The sequence below is a fragment of the Thermithiobacillus plumbiphilus genome (assembly GCF_038070005.1).
GTDB lineage: Bacteria > Pseudomonadota > Gammaproteobacteria > Acidithiobacillales > Thermithiobacillaceae > JBBPCO01.
On sequence record NZ_JBBPCO010000001.1, the window covers coordinates 33,512 to 54,310 of the forward strand.

The following is a 20,799-nucleotide window of genomic DNA, read 5'->3' on the forward strand; positions in this document are numbered from 1 at the left end:
TTACCCCCGGTCCTCGGGCATGAGCGTCAGGATCTCCACGCCATCCTCGGTCACCAGAACGGTATGTTCCCACTGGGCCGATGGGCTATGGTCCTTGGTGACGATGGTCCAGCCATCGTTGAGCTGACGGATGGAACGCCCGCCGGCATTGATCATCGGCTCGATGGTAAAGGTCATGCCCTGTACCAGTCTGACCCCGGTGCCGGGCTTGCCGTAATGCAGCACCTGGGGCTCCTCGTGGAATTTGCGGCCGATGCCATGCCCGCAGAACTCCCGCACCACCGAGCAGTGCTGGGACTCGGCATAGGTCTGGATGACGTGGCCGATGTCGCCGAGCGTGGCGCCGGGCCGCACCACCGCTATGCCGCGAATCATGGCCTCATAGGCGACGTCACTGGCGCGCCGCGCCTTGAGGGGAGGTTCGCCGATAAAGAACATCCGGCTGGTATCCCCATGGTAGCCATCCTTGATGACGGTCACGTCGATATTGACGATGTCGCCGTTCTTCAACACCCGGTCGCCGGGAATGCCATGGCAGACCTGGTGATTGACCGAGGTGCAGATCGACTTGGGGAAGGGCGGATAGCCGGGTCCAGGCCGGTAATTCAGGGGAGCGGGGATGGCCTGCTGCTCATTGACGATGTAGTCGTGGCAGATCCGGTCAAGCTCGCCGGTGGTCACGCCAGCCTTCACATACGGGGTGATCATGTGCAGCACGTCGGCGGCCAGGCGGCCGGCAATGCGCATTTTCTCGATTTCTTCAGGGGTTTTGATGGTGATCGACATAGACTTGATTTGGACCTCATCCAGGCGACAGTGCAAGGCCGGTTTCGGGCGGAAAATACCCTATCTTATCAAGCCCGGCGCCGAGACGATAGGCCATGGGTCCGGAGCCGGGAAATGAATTGCCCCGAAAGCCGCAAAATGGTATAAAGCGCGCAACCGTTCACGCGGTCGATTGTCAATTCTCACATGCATCAGATCCGCCCGCTGGGTGTCCGCATTGCGGATGGCGAGGCGAGGTGCATGGCGGCTCAACCCAATCAAGGAGAAGTCATGAGTACGCAGGTTGCAAGCAATATCACCATGCGCCAGTTGCTGGAAGCGGGCGTTCATTTCGGACACCAGACCCGTTACTGGCATCCCAAGATGGCCCCCTACATCTTTGGCGAGCGCAACAAGATCCATATCATCAATCTGGAAAAGACCCTGCCGATGTTCCGCGAGGCCCTGCGCTTCATCGAGGATCTTTCGCGCCGTAACGGCAAGATCCTGTTCGTCGGCACCAAGCGCCAGGCCCGCGAAGCCATCAAGCAGGAAGCCCTGCGTTCCGGCAGCTATTACGTGAACCATCGCTGGCTGGGCGGCATGCTGACCAATTTCCAGACCATCAAGCAGTCGATCAAGCGTCTGGAAGAGATCCAGACCATGGCCAATGACGGCACCTTCGACAAGATCACCAAGAAGGAAGCCCTGAACCTGCAGCGCGAGCTCGAGAAGCTCGAACGCGGCATCGGTGGCATCAAGGACATGAAGGGGCTGCCCGATGCCATGTTCGTGATCGACGTCGGCCATGAAAAGATCGCCGTTGCCGAGGCCAACAAGCTGGGCATCCCCGTGATTGCCGTCGTGGATACCAATCACGATGCCTCTGGGGTGGACTACGTGATCCCCGGTAATGATGACGCCATCCGCGCCATCCGCCTCTATACCGCCGCCGTGTCCGATGCGGTGCTGGCTGGCCGTCAGGGCTTCGACCAGGGTCTGCTTGACGAGTTCGTCGAGGTCACTGACGACAACAGTGCCGAGATGGAACAGGCCTGAACACTTCGGCGCCCCTGGGTGCCGAATCCAGATTTCACGGGTGTCGCGCAAAGGCGGTACCCCTCCCGGAATCCAGCATACATGGAGCATCTATGAGCATCAGTGCCTCACAGGTTAAGGAACTCAGGGAACGCACCGGCGCCGGCATGATGGAATGCAAGAGCGTCTTGACCGAAGCCGGTGGTGACATGGACACGGCGATCGAACTGCTGCGCAAGAAAGGTCTCGCCAAGGCCGACAAGAAGGCCGGGCGCGTGGCGGCCGAGGGTGTCATCAGCGTGCATGTTGTCGAGGATGGTCGCAGCGGCGCCATGGTGGAGGTCAATTGCGAAACCGATTTCGTCGCCAAGAACGAGGATTTTCAGGGCTTCGCCCAGGATGTGGCGAAACTGGCCGCCAGCCATGAGGCCGACAGTGTCGATGCCCTGCTCGGGCTGGGCATACAGAATGGCACGGTCGAGGAAGTCCGCCGCGGGCTGATTTCCAAGCTCGGCGAAAACATCAACGTCCGTCGCTTCGTGCGTTACGCCCGGCAGGATGCTGGCGCCATCGCCTCCTATGTGCATGGCGGACGAATCGGCGTGTTGGTGGATGTTGCCGGCACGGCATCGAATCTCGGTGAGCTCGCCCGCGATGTGGCGATGCATGTGGCGGCTTCCCGGCCCGAGTTCGTGCGCGCCGAGGATGTGCCTGCCGAGCGGGTCGGCAAGGAAAAGGAAATCCTCGTGGCGCAGGCAGCCGACAGCGGCAAGCCAGCCGAAATCGTCGAGAAGATGATCAGCGGCCGCCTGAACAAGATGCTTGCCGAGATTTCCCTGTTGAGCCAGCCCTTCGTGAAAAACCCCGACCAGACCGTGGCCGACCTGCAGAAGAGCTTCGGGGACGCCCAGGTTCAGCGTTTCACCCGCTTCGAAGTGGGCGAGGGTATCGAAAAGGCGGAGGGAGTGAGCTTTGCGGAAGAGGTCATGGCCCAGGTGCGGGGGTGATTCCTTGTCACGCCATCGATATCAACGCATCCTGCTGAAACTGAGCGGCGAGGCGCTCATGGGCGATGGCCAGTACGGCGTCGACCGGGGCGTCATCGAGCGCATCGCCCGCGAAATCAAAGAGGTCACCGATACCGGCGTGCAGGTGGCGGTGGTCATTGGCGGCGGAAACATCTTCCGCGGCATGGCCAAGGCAGCCGATGGCATGGATCGCGCAACCGCGGATTACATGGGCATGCTGGCCACGGTGATGAACAGCCTGGCCCTGCAGGACGCCGTCGAGAGTCTCGGGTTGCCCACGCGCGTGCAATCGGCACTGCATATCAGCGAGGTGGCGGAACCCTACATCCGCCGGCGGGCCATCCGCCATCTGGAAAAGGGCCGCCTGGTCATCTTTGGGGGTGGTACCGGCAATCCTTTCTTCACCACCGACACGGCGGCGAGCCTGCGGGCCATGGAGATCGGGGCGGATATCGTGCTCAAGGGTACCAAGGTCGATGGTGTGTATACCGAGGATCCGGTAAGCAATCCACAGGCCATGCGTTATAACCGTCTGAGCTATAATGAGGTCCTGGAAAGGAATCTGCAGGTCATGGATGCGACCGCCATCACCCTGTGCCGGGACAACGACATGCCGATCACGGTCTTCTCCATCAACAAGCCAGGCGCCCTGCTGCGGGTGGTAAGCGGCGAGGACGAAGGCACGCTCGTCCACGGAGAAACAACGTCATGCTAGAAGATGTCAGTGCAGTCAAGCGGGATGCCGAAACCCGCATGAAAAAAAGCATCGAGGCCCTGAAGAACGAGCTGACCAAGCTTCGTACCGGCCGCGCCAGTGCTTCCATCCTCGATCATGTGACCGTCGATTATTATGGCAGTCAGATGCCGATTTCCCAGGTCGCCAACATCTCGGTCACGGATGCCCGGACCCTGCAGGTGACGCCCTGGGAGCGTCCGATGCTGAACAAGATCGACAAGGCCATTCGCGAGTCGGATCTGGGTCTGAATCCTTCGTCTTCGAGTGATTCGTTGCGGGTGCCTCTGCCGCCCCTGTCCGAGGAGCGCCGGCGCGAGATGACCAAGCTGGTGCGTCAAGAGGGCGAGGGCGCACGGGTGGCAATCCGCAACGTGCGCCGCGATGCCAACAACCATCTCAAGGACCTGCAGAAAAAGAAACTGATCTCCGAGGATGAGGAGCGCCGGGTTCAGGAAGAGATTCAGACGCTCACCAATCGCTACATCGACGAGGTGGATGCAGTGGTGGGCGCCAAGGAATCCGACCTGATGGAAGTCTGAGCGCGTGAGTGAAGGGCTTGCTCCCGCTTCGCAGTTGCCCCGGCACGTTGCGATCATCATGGATGGCAATGGCCGCTGGGCCAGGCAGCGATTCCTGCCCAGGGTCATGGGCCATCATCGCGGCGCCGACCGGGTTCGCGATATCGTCGAGGACTGCGTCAACCGCCGGATTTCGGCCCTGACCCTGTTTGCCTTCAGCAGCGAGAACTGGCGCCGCCCGGCCAGTGAGGTCAGTCTGCTGATGAATCTGTTTCAGCACATGCTGCAACGGGAAGCCAAGCGCATGCATAGCAATGGCATCCGCCTGCGGATCATTGGCGACAGGCGGGCATTCTCACCAGAACTGCAGGATCTCATCGACTGGGCAGAGTCACTGACCGCCCGGAACACCTCTCTCATGCTGACCATCGCTGCCAATTATGGCGGCCGCTGGGACATCGCCCAGGCTGCCCGCAGTATTGCCGAGGAAGTGGCAAATGGGGAACTCTCGCCTGAGCAGATCGATGAGCAGATGATGTCATCGAGGCTCAGCCTGGCGGACCTGCCGGAGCCGGATCTTTTCATCCGTACGGGCGGGGAACAGCGGGTCAGCAACTTCCTGCTGTGGCAGCTGGCTTATACCGAACTGTACTTCACCGATATACTCTGGCCCGATTTCGATGGTCCGGCCTTCGAGCAGGCCCTGCTGTCCTATGGCAGGCGCCAGCGCCGATTCGGCCGTACCGGTGATCAGCTGGCAAACGAAGAGTGTTGAAATACCGCCTTTTTACCGCCCTTGCGCTCACAGTGGGTGTGCTCTGGATATTGCTGGGCGCGCCCGGCTGGGTCTTCCATCTGTTGCTTTTCACCGTGCTGGGTCTGGCTATGCTGGAGTGGGCCTTGCTGTCCGGCATTCATGACAGGCTGGCCCGCCTGTCGCTGCTGGCCTCTGTGCTTGGCATCAGCTATGTCCTGCTCTATGTCTATCCCCTGCCATCCTGGCTCTGGGGGGGCCTTGCCCTGGCTTGGTGGGGGTTCGTCAGTTTCCGGGTTCTTCGTTTTCACCAGGAAGCACCCAGCACGGGCAGACTTCCTGGCACCCTGCTCGCAGCCCTGCCAACCCTTCTGCCCTTTACCGCGCTGAGCCTGACGCTTTTCAACCAGGGACCTGGATGGGTCATCTGGGCGCTGCTCCTGGTGTCAGCGGCGGATGTCGGGGCATATTTCGTTGGACGCGCCCTAGGCAAGGGGAAACTGGCCCCCCAGATCAGCCCGGGAAAAACCTGGGCTGGATTCTGGGGCGGCTTGCTCGCCAGTGGACTTGTTGGCACACTGGGCGCGCTCGTTTTTTTCCAGCCAGTCTGGGGCTCGGCTGTTACCGGCTTCCTGCTTGGCTTCATAACCGGATTCTTTGGCGTGATTGGCGACCTGCACGAAAGCATGCTCAAGCGTCGGGTGGGCGTGAAGGACAGTGGCGATCTGCTGCCAGGACATGGTGGCATTCTCGACCGAATCGACAGCCTGAGCGCGGCTGTTCCCATTTTCGTGCTGGGTCTGATGGTGATGCAATGACGGTACAACAACGTGGCCTCTGTATCCTGGGCGCAACCGGCTCGATCGGGCACAGCACCCTCGATGTCATTGGCAGGCATCCGGAGCGATACCGTCTCGTGGCGGTGAGCGGCAATCGGCGTGATGCGGAAATGCTGTCCATCTGTCAGCGTTTCAGGCCTGCCTATGTGGCCATGGTGGACCTGTGTGCCGCTGAACGCCTGCAAGGCGCGCTGGCGCAGGCCGGCATCCACGATGTCGAGGTGCTGTCCGGCCCCGAGGCCCTGACCCGCATCGCGGCCCTGCCCGAGGTGGATGACGTGATGGCAGCCATCGTCGGAGCCGCCGGCCTGCTGCCCACCCTGGCTGCCGTGCGGGCCGGAAAGCGCGTCCTGCTGGCCAACAAGGAGTGTCTGGTGATGGCCGGCTCCCTGTTCATGGACGCGGTACGTGAGCACCAGGTCACATTGCTGCCGATCGATAGCGAGCACAATGCCATTTTTCAGTGCCTGCCGAATCGCTCCGGCCTTCGCCGCATCATTCTCACCGCATCGGGCGGACCCTTCCGCGCCACGCCGCTGGAAACACTTGCCAGCGTCACGCCGGAGCAGGCCTGTGCGCACCCGAACTGGAGCATGGGCCGGAAGATCTCGGTGGATTCCGCGACCATGATGAACAAGGGGCTGGAGGTCATCGAGGCATTCTGGCTTTTTGGCATGTGCACTGATACGGTTGATGTGCTGATTCATCCCCAGAGCATCGTGCACTCCATGGTTGAATATCAGGATGGTTCGGTGCTGGCGCAGATGGGCACGCCGGATATGCGCACCCCGATCGCGCATGCGCTGGCCTACCCGGAACGGGTCAGCAGCGGGGTGAGCTTTCTGGATCTGGCCGCCAGAGGACCCTTGACCTTCGAGGCGCCCGACCTGAACCGCTTTCCCTGCCTGTCGCTGGCCTATCAGGCCCTGCGCCAGGGATGCGGCGCGCCTGCGGTGTTGAATGCAGCCAACGAAGTGGCGGTGCAGGCCTTTCTGGATCGGAAGATGGGCTTTTTGCAGATCCCGGCACTGATCGAAGCTGCCCTGGCGGCAATCGCTTCTGCCGGGGCGGAAACACTCGAACAAATTCTGGCGCTGGATGCCGAGACCCGGCAATACGCGGAAGGTTGGGTGCGCAGTCAGGGCGTGCCGGTGGCCTGAGTCCACCCGCTCCCGCGGACATCGATTGTTTGCCATTCCGACAACTGTAGCTGGCAGGAGGCGCTGGCCTGACGCTGGCTGAATACGGGAAATCATGAACCTTATCTATACAATATTCATGTTCGTCTTTGCCATTGGCACGCTGGTGGCGGTGCATGAGTTTGGCCATTTCTGGGTGGCGCGCCGCCTGGGCGTGAAGGTGCTAAAGTTCAGCATCGGTTTCGGCCCCAGTCTCTATAGCTGGCATGGGCGCGATGGCACCGAATATGCCCTGTCCGCCATTCCCCTCGGGGGCTATGTCAAGATGCTCGGTGAGCATGCTGGCGATACGATCGATCCAGCGGACCAGCACCGGGCCTTCGACCGCAAGCCGGTCAGCCGACGTTTCGCCATCGTGGCTGCCGGTCCGGTATTCAATCTCCTGTTTGCGATTCTCGCCTACGCCGTGGTGTTCATGATTGGGGTGCCAGGGCTTGCGCCGATCATCGGCGAGGTGGCGCCCAATTCGCTGGCGGCCCGTGCGGGTGTGCTCCCCGGTGAGCGCGTGCTGGCGGTCAATGACGAGCCGATCAAGTCCTGGCAGGACCTGCGCATGAGTCTGGTGAACCAGGCCATGTCACGCGAACCGGCTGAACTGCTGATCGAGCGATCCGGGGAGCGGCGGGTGCATACCCTGCAATTTGCCGGCCTCGACAAGGATCAACTGAACGCGAGCTTTGTCGAGGAAGCCCTGGGCCTGCAACCCTATCTGCCCATCGTCGTCGGGCAGCTCCAGCCAGGAAGCCCTGCCGAACGGGCCGGGCTGCAAAAAGGGGATCGCATCGTCAAGGTCAATGGGCAGGTCATCAATACCTGGTCTACCTTTCTGAGTCAGGTGGAGGCAAATCCCGGCAAGCCCCTGACTTTCATCATTGATCGGGACGGGCGCGAGCAGCCAGTGACCATCACGCCCGCGCCGCAGGTCGTCAAGGACCGCACCGTGGGGCGGATCGGCATGTCCCCGGCCAGCCTGCCAGATTCCCTGCAGGTGCTGGATCAGAGTGGTCCCATCGAGGGCTTGGGTCGTGGCTTTCGTGAGACGGTCAAGCTCACGAGCATGACCTTTGAAATGCTCTGGCAGATGGCAAAGGGGCTGGTTTCGACTGAAAATCTCGGCGGCCCGATTGCCATTGCCCAGTTTGCCGGCCAGTCGGCCCAGGGTGGGGTGGTGACCTTTCTGTCCTTCCTGGCGATGATCAGCATCAGCCTGGGCGTGCTGAACCTGTTGCCGATTCCGGTGCTCGATGGCGGGCACCTGTTCTTTTACGTGGTGGAAATGATCAAGGGCAGCCCGGTATCCGAGGCCGTCATGGCCAGGGCGCAGCAGGCCGGACTTTTCCTGCTTCTGCTGCTGATGGGCTTTGCCTTCTATAACGATATAACGAGACTCCTGAACCAGTGAATAGAAAAACCAGTCAGATCCTGCCCGCCGGGTCTCCGCTGCGGGCTCTTGTCCTTGCCTCTCTCTTGGGTTGTGCCGCGTTGCCGGCCTGGGGTTTTGATTCCTTCACCGTCTCGGATATCGAGGTGAGAGGGCTGCAGCAGACCGAGGTGGGGACGGTCTACAACTATCTGCCGGTACGTACCGGAACCATGCTGGATGAGGAAGGCGCGCGCGAGGCCATCCGGGCCCTGTATGCCACTGGATTCTTCGAGGATGTACAGCTGGGGCGCGAGGGCGACAAGCTGGTGGTCACGGTGCGCGAAAGGCCCACGATCGCCAGGATCAATCTCAAGGGCGTGAAGGCCTTTCCGGAAGACAAGCTCAAGGAGAGCCTGCAGGACATCGGTCTGGTCGAACGCCGTGTGTTCAATGCCGCGACACTCGATCAGGTCGTGACCGAACTGGAGCGGCAATATTATGGCATGGGTTACTACGCCGCCAAGGTTGAGGTGGATGTCAAGACGCTGGAGCGCAACCGCGTCCAGGTGGATGTGCAGGTCGATGAGGGCAAGCCTGCCAAGATTCATCAGGTGAATGTGGTCGGCAATGACGCTTACCCGCGCAAGCGCATTCTGGGGCTCTTTTCCCTGAGCCCGACCGGGGCCCTGTCCTGGTTCTCCAAGAACGATCAGTATTCCCGGCAGAAGCTGGCGGGCGATCTCGAAAAGTTGCGTTCCTATTATATGGACCGCGGCTATCTCGATTTTGATATCGAATCCACCCAGGTCACGATATCTCCTGACCGGCGCAATGTCTTTGTGACCGTCAATATCAAGGAGGGGCCAATTTACCGGGTCCGTGACGTATCGCTCAGCGGCGAAAGCGAGCTGCCAAAGGAGACCTTGCGCAAGCTGATCACGGTCAAGCCCGGGGCGCTTTTTTCGCGGCGTGAGGTGACGGAGTCGGCCAACGCCATCTCCGAGCGTCTGGGCGAAGTGGGTTATGCCTTCGCCAATGTGAATCCGGTGCCGAAGGTGGATCCTGACAAGCATGAAATCGGTTTCGATTTCCAGATCAATCAGGGAAGGCGCGTCTATGTGCGCCGCATCAATGTCACCGGCAACAATCGCACCCGCGACAATGTGGTGCGGCGCGAGTTCCGGCAGATGGAGGGTGGCTGGTACGATGCCAGCAAGATCCGCCGATCGCGTGAACGCCTGAACCGGCTGGGTTTCTTCGATGATGTGAGTCTCGAAACCCCGGCCGTACCGGATGCTCCGGATCAGGTCGATATCAACGTCAAGGTCACGGAGCGCTCCACCGGCCAGTTCATGCTGGGCGTGGGTTACTCCAATGCCCAGGGCATTCTCTTCAATGGCTCGGTGACCCAGAACAACTTCATGGGCAAGGGTCAGGTGCTCAGTCTCGGTGTCGACATCAGTGACCTGACCAAGAGCTTCAATCTCTCCTTCACCGAACCCTATTTCACGCCGGACGGCATCAGCCTGGGCGGCGATCTGTACCGCACCGATACCAATACCCAGCGTCTGGTGATCGCCCAGTATCGCCAGGTGACCACCGGGGGCGGTGTGCGCCTGGGGGTGCCGATCACCGAAGACATCAATGACATCATGCGCCTGGGCTATGAAACGACCGAACTCGAACTGAGTGCGGAAAGTCCCCAGCGTTACCAGGACTTCGTCGATCAGTTCGGCAATCAGGTGTCAAGCATCAAGGCGGGCAATACGCTCGTCTTTGATACGCGGGATTCGATCATCTTTCCGACCAGGGGCTGGAACAGTCGCCTGATCACCGACGGCAGCCTGCCGGGTGGCGACCTGCGCTATTATCGGGTGGAAGGAAAAACCCAGTATTTCCATCCGCTGACCAGCACCTTCACCGGCATGCTGAATGCCGAATACGGCTTTGTGAATGGTTACTCGGGCAGGCCAGTACCCTTTTTCCAGAACTTCTATCTCGGCGGCCCGAATTCGGTGCGTGGTTACAGGACTTTCTCGCTGGGCCCGAAAGATAAAGATCTCGTACCCATTGGTGCTACCCGCAAGGTGCAGTTCAACGCCGAAGTGCTGTTCCCGATACCGGGCATGGCCGACAGCAAGAACTTCAGGGCCTCGACTTTCTTCGATGCCGGCTGGGTCTATGACGACAAGTATCTGCCGAGCTTCGGCGAACTGCGCAAGGCCGTCGGTGTCGGCTTCCAGTGGATCAGTCCGCTGGGCCCCTTGCGTTTCAACCTGGCCTATCCCATTGGCGTGAAACCCGATGACGAAAAGGAACCCTTCCAGTTCACCATCGGAACCAGTTTCTGAACGATGCACATGCGCTCGATGCACATGCGATTTGTCTATCTGCTCGGGGCTGCGGCATTGCTGGGCATGTGCGGCCCGCTGCGGGCTGACAACCTGCGCATCGCTTACGTGGACCTGGATCGGGCCCTGCAGCAGATGCCGCAGGCGAAAAAGGCCGCGGATACCCTGAACCGGGAGCTGATGGTGCGGCAGCGGGAAATCGATCTGCGTCGCGAGAAGCTGCGACAGCAGCAGCTCGACTATGATAAGAACGCCGCGAAGCTCAGCGAGGCCCAGCGACTCGAGCGGGAGCGCCAGATCCAGGCGGGTGTCGTCGCGCTGCAGGATATGCAGCGTCGCGCCCAGGAGGCCCTGAATCTCAAGCGCAACCAGGTCCTGAAGGATTTGCAGGACAGGCTCACGCGAGTGGTCGGCGCCATTGGCAAACGTGGGGGATACACCGTGATCCTGCATGACAAATCAGTGCTGTATGCCAGCCAAAGTATCGACATTACCGAGCAGGTACTCGATGCCTTGCGGGCTGAAGCCCTGAAAGGGAATAAAAGGTAGCGGGCATGAAGCTCGAAACACTGGCGAACGCGATCGGGGCCGAGTTGCAGGGAGACGGCCAGCACGCAGTGTCAGGTGTCGCCCCGCTGGAGCGTGCCGGCCCGCGCGAACTCGCCTTTCTGTCGAACAGGAAATATCTCTCCTTGCTGGCAGAGAGTCAGGCGGGCGCTGTCATTCTCTCCCGCGAAGACCTGCCGGAGGACTTCAGGGGCAATGCGCTGCTGACACGCAATCCCTATGCCGCCTATGCCCGCGCCGCGCAGCTTTTATATCCCCAGCATGCACCCGCACCGGGCATTCACCACACAGTGATCCTGGATCGGGATCTACAGATTCCGGTCTCGGTGCGGGTGGATGCCCATGCGGTGATCGGGCGCGATGTGATCCTTGGGGAGCGGGTCTGGATAGGCAGCGGCGTGTCCATCGGCGAGGGCTGCCGCATCGGCGAGGATACGCGGATTCATCCCAATGTCGTGCTCTATCCGGGAACACGGGTGGGGGCGCGCTGCATCATTCACGCGGGTGCTGTGCTCGGGGCGGATGGTTTTGGCTTCGCGCCCGATGCCGGCCGCTATCTCAAGATCCCGCAACTGGGCAAACTGGTGCTGGGGGATGATGTCGAAGTCGGTGCCAATACCACCATCGATCGCGGAGCGCTGGACGACACCGTAATCGGGGATGGGGTCAAGATCGACAACCTGGTGCAGATCGGTCATAACGTGCGTATCGGCGCGCATACCGTCATTGCCGGCCAGACCGGCATTGCCGGCAGCACGCGCATTGGGCAGCATTGCGTGCTGGGCGGGCAGGTGGGTGTCGCGGGGCACATCGAAATCACGGATGGCGTGATCATCTCGGGCAAGAGCCAGGTGACGCGCGGCATTCGGCAATCGGGAATCTATTCATCGGGGGATGCGGCGCGACCCAATGCCGAGTGGCGCCGCCAGGTGGCGCGCCTGCACCGACTCGATGATCTCTTCCGGCGTCTGGAGGCGCTAGAAGCCGGGCTGGGCCCGAAGACCGCTGACGAGGCGGATAAACTGGAGAATAAAGGAACAGAAAACTGATGGTACTGGATATTGCGGAAATCCTGAAACGCCTGCCCCACCGTTATCCCTTCTTGCTGGTCGATCGGGTTCTGGGCTTTGAAATGGGCCAGTCCCTGCATGCCCTGAAAAACGTCACCATCAATGAGCCGTTTTTCCCGGGGCATTTCCCCGGCACGCCGGTCATGCCGGGGGTCCTGATCATCGAGTCCCTGGCGCAGGCGGCGGGTATCCTGGCCTTTTTGTCGGAAGACAAGTACAAGGACGACGCCCTGGTCTATTTTGCCGGGATCGAGAAGGCCCGTTTTCGCAAGCCGGTGACGCCGGGCGACCAGTTGCATCTGCACGTGACCGTGGAACGGCGGCGTTCCGGCATCTGGCAGATGGGTGCCGAAGCGCGGGTGGAGGATAACGTTGTCGCCAGTGCCACCCTCATGGCCACCTTGAAAGCGGTCGATAAATGAAGAGTGCTCTCCTGATTCATCCCAGCGCCCTGATCGATCCCGCCGCCAGGCTCGCCGAAGGCGTGAAGGTTGGCGCCTTCACGGTGATCGGGCCGGATGTCGATATTGGCCCGGACTGCGAAATCGGCGCGCATGCCGTGATCGAGGGCCCGACCCGGATGGGGCGCGGCAACCGGATCTTCCCCTTCGCCTCTGTGGGCACGGCGCCCCAGGATCTCAAATACGCGGGCGAGCCGACCCGGTTGGAGATCGGCGAGGGCAACACCATCCGCGAGTTCGTCACCATCAATCGTGGCACGACCAAGCAGGAAGGGGTGACGCGACTGGGCAGTCACTGCCTGCTGATGGCCTATGCCCATGTCGCGCATGACTGCAGCATCGGCGATCATGTGGTGATGGCCAATGCCGCGACCCTCGCCGGGCACGTCACCGTGGAAGACTACGCCATCCTCGGTGGCCTGAGCGCGGTGCATCAGTTCGCCCGTGTCGGGGCGCATGCCATCCTGGGCGGCGGCACCATGGCGCCTCAGGACATCCCCCCCTTCGTCATGGCGGCAGGTAATCATGCCACACTGCACGGCATCAATGTGCGTGGCCTGGAAAGGCGCGGGTTTTCGAATGAAGACATCCTGCAGCTCAAGCGTGCCTACAAGCTGCTCTTCCGGGGCGGACGCAAGTTCGAGACCGGCTTCGAGCTGATCCGCGAACAGGGTCTGGATTCGCCGCATGTGCGGTATCTGATGGACTTCATCCGGGATTCGCAACGCGGGGTGACGCGCTGATGGACAGGTTGCCCGTTGCAGTCATTGGCGTTGGCCATCTGGGCCGCTTTCATGCGCAAAAATACCGGGATCACCCCCGGGCCGATCTGGTGGGAGTCTATGACCTGGACGCCGAACGCGCCCGCGTGGTGGCCGAGGAGGTCGGAGCAACACCCAGTACCGATCTTGCCGCCCTGCTCGCCCGGGTCAAGGCCGTCTCGGTGGTCACACCGACGCTCACGCACCATGATGTGGTCCGGCAATGCCTGGAGGCCAACGTGCATGTGCTGGTGGAAAAGCCGTTTACGGCCACCCTGGATCAGGCCGATGAACTGATTGCACTGCAGAAGGCGCGTCAACTGGTGTTGGCCGTGGGGCATCTCAAGCGCCTGCATCCTGCCATCGAACACCTGCGTTCGCTGAATCTGGGCTCTCCCCGCTACATCGAGGCCGAGCGCCTGGCGCCTTTCAAGCCGCGCTCCCTGGACGTGGATGTGATCATGGACCTGATGATTCATGATCTTGATCTGGCTCTGCATCTCAGCGGATCGGCTTGTACCGACCTGCGCGCGGTTGGTGTGCCGGTGATCACGGACAAGCTCGACATGGCCAATGCCTGGCTGGATTTCGACAATGGCGCGGTTGGCACCTTTGCCTCCTCACGCGTCGTGCGCGAGACTTCCCGCAAGCTCAGACTGTTCTGGCAGGATGCCTATGCCAGCATCGATTTCGCCGCCAACAGCCTGAGTGTTTCCAGACGTCATCCGGCTGCCACGGGTGGCATGATTCCTGGGGTGGACACGACACAGGTGGATCTGCCCAGGGTGGATGTCCTGGCCCGCGAGGTGGACAACTTTCTCGTCGCGGTGGAAACTGGTGACAGGGTTTTCTGTGATGCCGAGGACGGCCGCGCTGCCCTTGCGCTGGCGCTTCAGGTGCAAAAGACCACGCTCGACCGCTTTCACGCCGGCATGCGTGGCCGATAATTAAACGATTCCTTTCTCAAGGTGTACCATGGATTCCAATAAACCCATCCCAATGGTTGATATCGTGGCCGGCTTTTCGCCTTTGCGGGATGAAATACTCGCTGGTATTGCCGAGGTGCTGGACAGCGCCCAGTTCATTCTCGGCCCACGCGGCCGGCAACTGGAAAGTGATGTGACCAGCCGGCTTGGCGTGCCGCACGCAGTGAGCTGCGCTTCGGGCACCGATGCCCTGTTGCTGGCCCTGCGCGCCCTGCAGGTCGGGCCGGGCGATGAGGTGATCGTGCCAAGCTTCACCTTCATCGCAACCGCCGAGGCCGTGCTCTACACCGGCGCGACCCCTGTGTTTGCCGATGTCGATCCTCTGACCTACAACATGGATCCCGCCTCGGTCGAGGCCCTGATCACCCCAAAAACCCGGGTGATCATCCCCGTGCATCTCTACGGCCAGCCGGCCAACATGCCGGCCATCATGGCCCTGGCGGAGCAGCATGGTCTGGAAATTATCGAGGACTGCGCCCAGTCCTTTGGCGCTGATATCAATGGACGCATGACCGGCTCTTTCGGTCGGCTGTCAGCGGTTTCCTTCTTCCCGAGCAAGAATCTCGGTGGGGCCGGGGACGGCGGCATGGTCCTGAGCCAGGATGAGAATCTTGCCGCGAGGCTGCGCCTGTTGCGCAACCATGGTTCCAGCCGCCAGTACTATCATGACGAACTAGGCTACAACAGCCGTCTCGATGAGATTCAGGCCGTGATCCTGAACGCGAGAATCCGGCATATCGATGTCTACAACGCAGGCCGCCGGGCCGCGGCGGCGCTCTATAAAAAGCATCTTGCCGAGCTGGATCTGGTGCTGCCCTTTGAAACACCTGGCCATGGGCATGTCTATCATCAGTTCACCATCCAGGTGAAGGGCCGGGATCAGGTACGCACGGCACTGGCCGGGGCGGGTATCGCTAGTGCGGTGTATTATCCGGTGCCCTGCCATCGCCAGCGCATGTTTGGCGACAAGCCCCAGGGGCATTGTCCGGTCTCGGATGCACTGGCGGAAAATGTGCTGTCCCTGCCGATCTTTCCGGAGCTGCAGGAGGAGCAGGTCGCGCGTATCGCTGCCGTCTTGCGGGCCAGCATCCCGGCGTGACCAGAGAGGTATTCATGGTGGCCAGCGAGGCCTCCGGCGAGCAGCTGGGGGCCTCATTGGTGGCGGCCAGCCGCGCGGCCGGACTGGATCTCGACTTCGCGGGCGTGGTAGGACCGCATCTACAGGCCATGGGCGTCAGGAGCCGCTTCGATGGCGAGGTCCTGGCAGTCATGGGCCTGGTCGAAGTGCTGGGCCGGATCGGGAAAATCCGGCAACTGCTGCGGGATATCGAGCACCACTTTCGCGAGCAGCGGCCGGTCCTGGCCGTTCTGATCGACCACCCGGACTTCAACCTGCGGGTTGCCGCACTGGCCAAGGCCCAGGGCATACCGGTGCTCTACTATGTCAGTCCCCAGGTCTGGGCCTGGCGAGCCCGGCGCGTCCAGCGCATCGCCTCGCTGGTGGATCACATGATGGTGCTTTTCCCGTTCGAAGCGCCTATCTATGAGGAAGCGGGCCTGCCTGCCACGGTCGTCAGCCATCCTCTACTGGAAAAGACCGCCCAGGCGCCGGGCCGGGAAGAGGCAAGACGCCTGCTGGATCTGACGCCCGGCACCTGGATAGCCATGCTGCCTGGTAGTCGCAACAGCGAAGTCCAGCGGATCGGCCCGCGTCTTGCGCAGAGCGCAAAACTGCTTGCCAAACGCCGGCGAGATTTGCGCTTTGTGGTGCCTCTGGCACGCCCCGAGCAGCGGGCGGGTTTTGAAAGGCTCTGGCGCGAGGCTGGCAATGCGGATCTGCCGATGATGCTGGAAGGACAGGCGGCCCTGGCCATCCGGGCGGCCGATGTCGTGGTGGTGGCCTCCGGCACGGCGACGCTTGAGACGGCCCTGCTGGGGCGCCCGGCAGTGGTGGTTTACGCCATGCATCCCCTGACCTTCGCCATTGCCAGACGTCTGGTCAAGTTGCCCCATGTGGCCCTGCCCAATATCATCCTGAAGCAAAAGGTGTATCCCGAGCTGTTGCAGGGGGACTTTACTCCGGCGCGGGTGGCTGATGCGGTGCTGCAGATTCTGGATGGGGCGGGACAGGCCCAAGAGCGGGCGCTGACGGCTCTACCTGGCCTGCTCGCCGGCGAGGGTGGCGAGCGGGTCATCGCCATCCTGCGCGATCTGCTGGAGAAATCGCGTGAAAATGCTTGAACTGGCTGGCCCGGATACCGCGGGTGTGGATGAGGTTGGCCGTGGGCCGCTCGCGGGCCCGGTCGTGGCGGCTGCTGTCATCCTCGGTCCGGACCATGGTATTTCCGGGCTGCGCGATTCAAAATGTCTCAAACCCGCGCGTCGCGAGGCGCTGGCCCTGCAGATCCGTCGCCAGGCGCGTGCCTGGTGCATCAGCTATGCCAGCGCCTGGGAGATCGACCGGCTCAATATCCTGCAGGCCTCGCTGCTGGCCATGCATCGGGCAGTGCAGCGCCTGCCGATACAACCAATGAGAGTGCTGGTGGATGGCAACCGCGCACCGGTCTGGCCCTATGCCTGCGAAACCGTGATAGGTGGCGATGACCGGGTGGACGCCATTGCCGCCGCCAGCATTCTGGCAAAAACCGCACGCGACTGGCAGATGCTGGCACTGGCGGCCTGTTATCCCGGTTACGGCTTCGAGCGGCACATGGGCTATCCCACGCCGGCGCACAAGGCGGCGCTGCAGTATCTGGGCCCTTGCCCGGCGCATCGCCAAAGTTTTGCACCGGTACGTGCCTGCCAGGCAGCAAACCATCACCAGCCCGACGGCTCGGGAAAACTCGCATGAATCCAAGTTTTGTGCACCTGCACGTGCATTCCGAATATTCCCTGGAAGACGGGATCACCCGCATTCCGGAGCTGATCAAGCGCTGTCGCGCCGAGAACATGCCGGCCGTGGCGCTGACCGATCACGGCAATCTGTTTGGCTTCGTGAAATTTTATCGCGCCGCCCGCGCCGCTGGCATCAAGCCCATTGCCGGGTCCGAGATCTGGCTGGCCAACCCCGAGGAGGGCCAGCCGCCTTTTCAACTGATCCTGCTCTGTCAGAACAACGATGGTTATCGTCATCTGATGCAGCTTCTGTCGCTGGGATATCTGCAGGGCCTGCGCGATGGCCGCCCGGAAATTTCAAAATCTGCGCTGGCCAGCCATAGTGAGGGCCTGATCGCACTCTCGGCGGCCGGGCGTGGCGAGATCGGCCATGCCATCATCAGGGGACAGCTTGCCCAGGCCGAGGCGGCGGCGCGCTGGTACGCGGAGATCTTTCCGGATCGCTTTTATCTGGAATTGCAGCGCAATGGCGAGCCCGATCAGGAACTCGTGCTGGCTGAACAGCTGCGACTTGCCGAAGCGCTGGAACTACCGGTGGTGGCCAGCAACAACGTGCATTTCCTCGAAGCCGGTGATTTCAATGCCTTCGATGCCCGCGCCTGCATCTCCGCCAGTCAGACCCTGAGCGATTCCCGCCGCCCCAGGCGTTTCACGCCCGAGCATCACTTCTGCTCTTCAGAAGTCATGGCCGAGCGTTTCGCCGACATTCCCGAGGCCCTCGAAAACAGCGTGCATATCGCGGCGCGCTGCAATGTCACGCTGAAGCTCGGCACCTATTATCTGCCGGAATTTCCCACCCCGGATGGCGCGCCGTTGGACGAGTACTTCGCCCGGGCCGCGCGCGAGGGGCTGGAGCGGCGCATCGAAGCGCTTGGCCTGACAGAGCAGGAGATTCCCGCCTATCGCGAGCGCCTGGAGATCGAGATCGGCGTGATCCGGCAGATGGGCTTTCCGGGTTATTTTTTGATCGTGGCGGACTTCATCCAGTGGGCCAAGAACAACGGCGTGCCGGTGGGGCCGGGGCGTGGTTCCGGTGCCGGCTCGCTGGTGGCGTTCGCGCTGCTGATCACTGATATCGACCCCATCCGCTACGGGCTGCTGTTCGAGCGCTTTCTCAACCCCGAGCGCGTATCCATGCCCGACTTCGACGTGGATTTCTGCATGGTCGGCCGCGATCGGGTGATCGACTATGTGGCTCAGAAGTATGGCGCCGATCAGGTATCGCAGATCATCACCTACGGCACCATGAAGGCGCGCGCGGTGGTGCGCGACGTCGGGCGCGCCATGGACAAGTCCTATGGCGAGGTGGATCGCTTGGCCAAGCTGGTGCCGCCGGACCTGGGCATGACCCTTAAAAAGGCCCTGGAGGAATCCGAGGAACTGCGCAACCGCTACGAGCAGGAAGAGGACGTGCGCGAGTTGCTGGACATCGCCATGCGCCTGGAAGGCGTCGCCCGCCATGCTTCCACCCATGCCGGTGGCGTGGTGATCGCGCCGGGACCGCTGACGGATTATGTGCCGCTCTTTTCCGATGGCAGTGATTCCGGCAACGTCACCCAGTTTGACAAGGACGACGTCGAAAAGGTGGGTCTGGTCAAGTTCGACTTTCTCGGCCTGCGCACGCTGACGATCATCGACAATGCTCTGAAGCTCATCAATGCCGAGCGCGCCCGCAACGGTGAAGTGCCACTGGATCTGAGCCGCATCCCGACGGATGATAAAAAAAGCTTCACGCTGCTCAAGGCCTGCGAGACCACGGCCGTGTTCCAGCTCGAATCCTCGGGCATGAAGGACCTGATCCGCCGCCTGCAACCCGACACCTTCGAGGACATCGTGGCGCTGGTGGCCCTGTTCCGGCCAGGTCCCCTGCAGTCGGGCATGGTGGAAGACTTCATCAATAGAAAGCACGGGCGCGCCAGGGTCGAGTATCCGCACCCCAATCTCGAACCCATCCTCAAGGAAACCTACGGCGTCATCGTCTATCAGGAGCAGGTGATGCAAGCCGCGCAGGTGCTGGCCGGCTATACGCTCGGCGGCGCCGACCTGCTGCGCCGCGCCATGGGCAAGAAGAAGGCCGAGGAAATGGCCGCCCAGCGCGCGATCTTCCTGGAAGGTTCGGCGAAACTCGCGATTCCCCCCGAGCAGGCCAACGCCATCTTCGATCTGATGGAGAAATTCGCGGAATATGGCTTCAACAAGTCGCATTCCGCCGCCTATGCCCTGGTTTCCTATCACACCGCCTACCTGAAGGCCCATCATCCGGCGGCTTTCATGGCAGCGGTGCTGTCGGCGGATATGGACAACACCGACAAGGTGGTCATCTTCCTGGCCGAATGCGAGCGCATGGGCATCGAGATATTGCCACCGGACATCAATGCCAGCGATCTCGTCTTCACGCCGACCGCGGACACCATCCGCTTCGGACTCGGGGCCATCAAGGGCCTGGGGGAGGGGGCGATCGAGTCCATTCTCGAGGCCCGCCGCCAGGGGCCCTTTACCGATCTCTTTGATCTCTTGCGGCGTATCGATGCCAGGCGCGTCAATCGCCGTGCCCTGGAGGCCCTGATCAAGGCCGGCGCGCTGGACTGCCTGGGTGGCCATCGTGCGGCGCTGATGGGCTCGCTGGGACTTGCGATCGATGCCGCCAGCCAGTGGCAGGCCAGTCAGGACACCGGGCAGGACAGCCTGTTTGGTGAGGCCGTCGAATCGCCCCTGCCCACCTATGCGCTGCTCGAGATCGAGCCTTGGCCGGAGCAGGAGCGCCTGGCCCTGGAGCGCGAGACCCTGGGGCTCTATCTCAGTGGGCACCCCCTGGACAGCATCCGTCAGGATCTGGCGGCCATGGGCATCGCGAGCCTGGCCTCGCTCAAACCCCAGAGCACCGTGCTCGTGGCAGGCCTTGTGGTGGCGCGGCGCAGCGTGCGGACCAAGCGCGGCGACCGCATGGCCTTCCTGACCCTGGACGACAAGACCGCGCGCCTGGAAATCGTGGTGTTTGCCGAAACTTTGCAAAAAAGCGGTATTTCCCTGGAAAATGATGATATTTTGTTCGTTCTGGGTGAAGTCAGCGAAGACACCTATTCCGGCGGCATCAAGATGACTGCCATGCGCCTGCTCGGGCTTGATGTGGTGCGCGATAGCCTGGCCCAGAAACTGACCCTGCGGTTGCCGGTGGGGTTCGATGATGGCCAGTTCGCGACGCTCTCAAGCCTTCTGGGCGGGCATCCGGGCAATTGCAGCGTGTATGTGCTATATGAAAATGCCGGGGCGCGCGGCGAATTGCGCCTAGGGGATGCCTGGCGGGTGAGTCCGCATCCCGGGCTGCTGGATGGATTACGGAAACTGCTTGGTGACGATGGCTACGAGCTCGCCTATGCACCGGTTTCCGTGCTGGTGGATGCCGAAGCGCAAAAAAGAACTGGTCGCAAGGCTGGATTCGCGCGTGGCGAAGCCAGGTATTGAAGCAGG

At 61.7% G+C, this 20,799-nt stretch carries 19 protein-coding genes; 18 read left to right on the plus strand and 1 reads right to left on the minus strand.

The annotated features are described in order from the left end of the window. Positions 1-786, minus strand: a complete 786-nt coding sequence (map, locus tag WOB96_RS00190; RefSeq protein WP_341369240.1) for a type I methionyl aminopeptidase — start codon at positions 784-786, stop codon at positions 1-3. 270 nt (positions 787-1,056) lie between these two features. On the opposite strand from map, the gene rpsB reads away from it, so the two are divergent. From rpsB to dnaE, 18 genes are all read left to right on the plus strand, one after another. After that, positions 1,057-1,824 (plus strand): 30S ribosomal protein S2, encoded by a 768-nt coding sequence (gene rpsB, locus WOB96_RS00195; RefSeq protein ID WP_341369241.1) that lies wholly within the window; start codon positions 1,057-1,059, stop codon positions 1,822-1,824. A 92-nt stretch (positions 1,825-1,916) separates the two neighbouring features. Further along, the gene (gene tsf / locus WOB96_RS00200; protein ID WP_341369242.1) at positions 1,917-2,810 is read left to right on the plus strand and encodes a translation elongation factor Ts; all 894 of its coding nucleotides are present in this window, start codon (positions 1,917-1,919) and stop codon (positions 2,808-2,810) included. Positions 2,811-2,814: 4 nt separating this feature from the next. Further along, positions 2,815-3,546, plus strand: coding sequence for a UMP kinase (gene pyrH / locus WOB96_RS00205; RefSeq protein WP_341369243.1), 732 nt, complete (start codon positions 2,815-2,817; stop codon positions 3,544-3,546). Further along, positions 3,540-4,106 (plus strand): ribosome recycling factor, encoded by a 567-nt coding sequence (frr, locus tag WOB96_RS00210; RefSeq protein WP_341369244.1) that lies wholly within the window; start codon positions 3,540-3,542, stop codon positions 4,104-4,106. Before pyrH ends, frr begins: the two co-directional genes overlap by 7 nt. A gap of 4 nt (positions 4,107-4,110) precedes the next feature. After that, positions 4,111-4,860, plus strand: a complete 750-nt coding sequence (locus tag WOB96_RS00215; RefSeq protein ID WP_341369245.1) for an isoprenyl transferase — start codon at positions 4,111-4,113, stop codon at positions 4,858-4,860. Then, positions 4,857-5,657: a phosphatidate cytidylyltransferase gene (locus WOB96_RS00220; protein ID WP_341369246.1), complete on the plus strand. Its 801-nt coding sequence runs from the start codon at positions 4,857-4,859 to the stop codon at positions 5,655-5,657. The genes WOB96_RS00215 and WOB96_RS00220 overlap by 4 nt, the downstream gene beginning before the upstream one ends. Next, the gene (gene ispC / locus WOB96_RS00225) at positions 5,654-6,838 is read left to right on the plus strand and encodes a 1-deoxy-D-xylulose-5-phosphate reductoisomerase (RefSeq protein WP_341369247.1); all 1,185 of its coding nucleotides are present in this window, start codon (positions 5,654-5,656) and stop codon (positions 6,836-6,838) included. Before WOB96_RS00220 ends, ispC begins: the two co-directional genes overlap by 4 nt. Positions 6,839-6,932: 94 nt before the next feature. Further along, the gene (gene rseP / locus WOB96_RS00230; RefSeq protein ID WP_341369248.1) at positions 6,933-8,279 is read left to right on the plus strand and encodes an RIP metalloprotease RseP; all 1,347 of its coding nucleotides are present in this window, start codon (positions 6,933-6,935) and stop codon (positions 8,277-8,279) included. Beyond that, positions 8,276-10,591 carry an outer membrane protein assembly factor BamA gene (gene bamA, locus WOB96_RS00235; RefSeq protein ID WP_341369249.1) on the plus strand — a complete coding sequence of 772 codons (2,316 nt, stop codon included), beginning with the start codon at positions 8,276-8,278 and terminating at the stop codon, positions 10,589-10,591. Before rseP ends, bamA begins: the two co-directional genes overlap by 4 nt. 24 nt (positions 10,592-10,615) lie before the next feature. Further along, the gene (locus tag WOB96_RS00240) at positions 10,616-11,140 is read left to right on the plus strand and encodes an OmpH/Skp family outer membrane protein (protein WP_341369250.1); all 525 of its coding nucleotides are present in this window, start codon (positions 10,616-10,618) and stop codon (positions 11,138-11,140) included. 5 nt (positions 11,141-11,145) lie between these two features. Next, on the plus strand, positions 11,146-12,207 hold the full coding sequence (gene lpxD, locus WOB96_RS00245) for a UDP-3-O-(3-hydroxymyristoyl)glucosamine N-acyltransferase (protein ID WP_341369251.1): 1,062 nt from the start codon (positions 11,146-11,148) through the stop codon (positions 12,205-12,207). After that, positions 12,207-12,650: a 3-hydroxyacyl-ACP dehydratase FabZ gene (fabZ, locus tag WOB96_RS00250; RefSeq protein ID WP_341369252.1), complete on the plus strand. Its 444-nt coding sequence runs from the start codon at positions 12,207-12,209 to the stop codon at positions 12,648-12,650. Before lpxD ends, fabZ begins: the two co-directional genes overlap by 1 nt. Beyond that, positions 12,647-13,432: an acyl-ACP--UDP-N-acetylglucosamine O-acyltransferase gene (gene lpxA, locus WOB96_RS00255; RefSeq protein ID WP_341369253.1), complete on the plus strand. Its 786-nt coding sequence runs from the start codon at positions 12,647-12,649 to the stop codon at positions 13,430-13,432. Before fabZ ends, lpxA begins: the two co-directional genes overlap by 4 nt. Next, on the plus strand, positions 13,432-14,397 hold the full coding sequence (locus WOB96_RS00260) for a Gfo/Idh/MocA family protein (RefSeq protein WP_341369254.1): 966 nt from the start codon (positions 13,432-13,434) through the stop codon (positions 14,395-14,397). The genes lpxA and WOB96_RS00260 overlap by 1 nt, the downstream gene beginning before the upstream one ends. 52 nt (positions 14,398-14,449) lie before the next feature. Next, positions 14,450-15,535, plus strand: a complete 1,086-nt coding sequence (locus WOB96_RS00265; protein ID WP_341369255.1) for a DegT/DnrJ/EryC1/StrS family aminotransferase — start codon at positions 14,450-14,452, stop codon at positions 15,533-15,535. Then, positions 15,532-16,677: a lipid-A-disaccharide synthase gene (gene lpxB / locus WOB96_RS00270; RefSeq protein WP_341369256.1), complete on the plus strand. Its 1,146-nt coding sequence runs from the start codon at positions 15,532-15,534 to the stop codon at positions 16,675-16,677. Before WOB96_RS00265 ends, lpxB begins: the two co-directional genes overlap by 4 nt. Beyond that, entirely contained in the window at positions 16,670-17,287 is a 618-nt protein-coding gene (gene rnhB / locus WOB96_RS00275; protein ID WP_341369581.1) for a ribonuclease HII, read from the plus strand. Before lpxB ends, rnhB begins: the two co-directional genes overlap by 8 nt. Then, positions 17,284-20,793, plus strand: coding sequence for a DNA polymerase III subunit alpha (gene dnaE, locus WOB96_RS00280; RefSeq protein ID WP_341369257.1), 3,510 nt, complete (start codon positions 17,284-17,286; stop codon positions 20,791-20,793). Before rnhB ends, dnaE begins: the two co-directional genes overlap by 4 nt. Positions 20,794-20,799 lie beyond the last annotated feature (6 nt).

Excerpts from the sequence above, each read along its gene's own strand:
- map (WP_341369240.1), bottom strand. The coding sequence starts at position 786 with ATGTCGATCACCATCAAAACCCCTGAAGAAATCGAGAAAATGCGCATT.
- rpsB (WP_341369241.1), top strand. The coding sequence starts at position 1,057 with ATGAGTACGCAGGTTGCAAGCAATATCACCATGCGCCAGTTGCTGGAA.
- tsf (WP_341369242.1), top strand. The coding sequence starts at position 1,917 with ATGAGCATCAGTGCCTCACAGGTTAAGGAACTCAGGGAACGCACCGGC.
- frr (WP_341369244.1), top strand. The coding sequence starts at position 3,540 with ATGCTAGAAGATGTCAGTGCAGTCAAGCGGGATGCCGAAACCCGCATG.
- ispC (WP_341369247.1), top strand. The coding sequence starts at position 5,654 with ATGACGGTACAACAACGTGGCCTCTGTATCCTGGGCGCAACCGGCTCG.
- rseP (WP_341369248.1), top strand. The coding sequence starts at position 6,933 with ATGAACCTTATCTATACAATATTCATGTTCGTCTTTGCCATTGGCACG.
- WOB96_RS00240 (WP_341369250.1), top strand. The coding sequence starts at position 10,616 with ATGCGATTTGTCTATCTGCTCGGGGCTGCGGCATTGCTGGGCATGTGC.
- lpxD (WP_341369251.1), top strand. The coding sequence starts at position 11,146 with ATGAAGCTCGAAACACTGGCGAACGCGATCGGGGCCGAGTTGCAGGGA.
- fabZ (WP_341369252.1), top strand. The coding sequence starts at position 12,207 with ATGGTACTGGATATTGCGGAAATCCTGAAACGCCTGCCCCACCGTTAT.
- lpxA (WP_341369253.1), top strand. The coding sequence starts at position 12,647 with ATGAAGAGTGCTCTCCTGATTCATCCCAGCGCCCTGATCGATCCCGCC.
- WOB96_RS00260 (WP_341369254.1), top strand. The coding sequence starts at position 13,432 with ATGGACAGGTTGCCCGTTGCAGTCATTGGCGTTGGCCATCTGGGCCGC.
- WOB96_RS00265 (WP_341369255.1), top strand. The coding sequence starts at position 14,450 with ATGGTTGATATCGTGGCCGGCTTTTCGCCTTTGCGGGATGAAATACTC.
- rnhB (WP_341369581.1), top strand. The coding sequence starts at position 16,670 with ATGCTTGAACTGGCTGGCCCGGATACCGCGGGTGTGGATGAGGTTGGC.
- dnaE (WP_341369257.1), top strand. The coding sequence starts at position 17,284 with ATGAATCCAAGTTTTGTGCACCTGCACGTGCATTCCGAATATTCCCTG.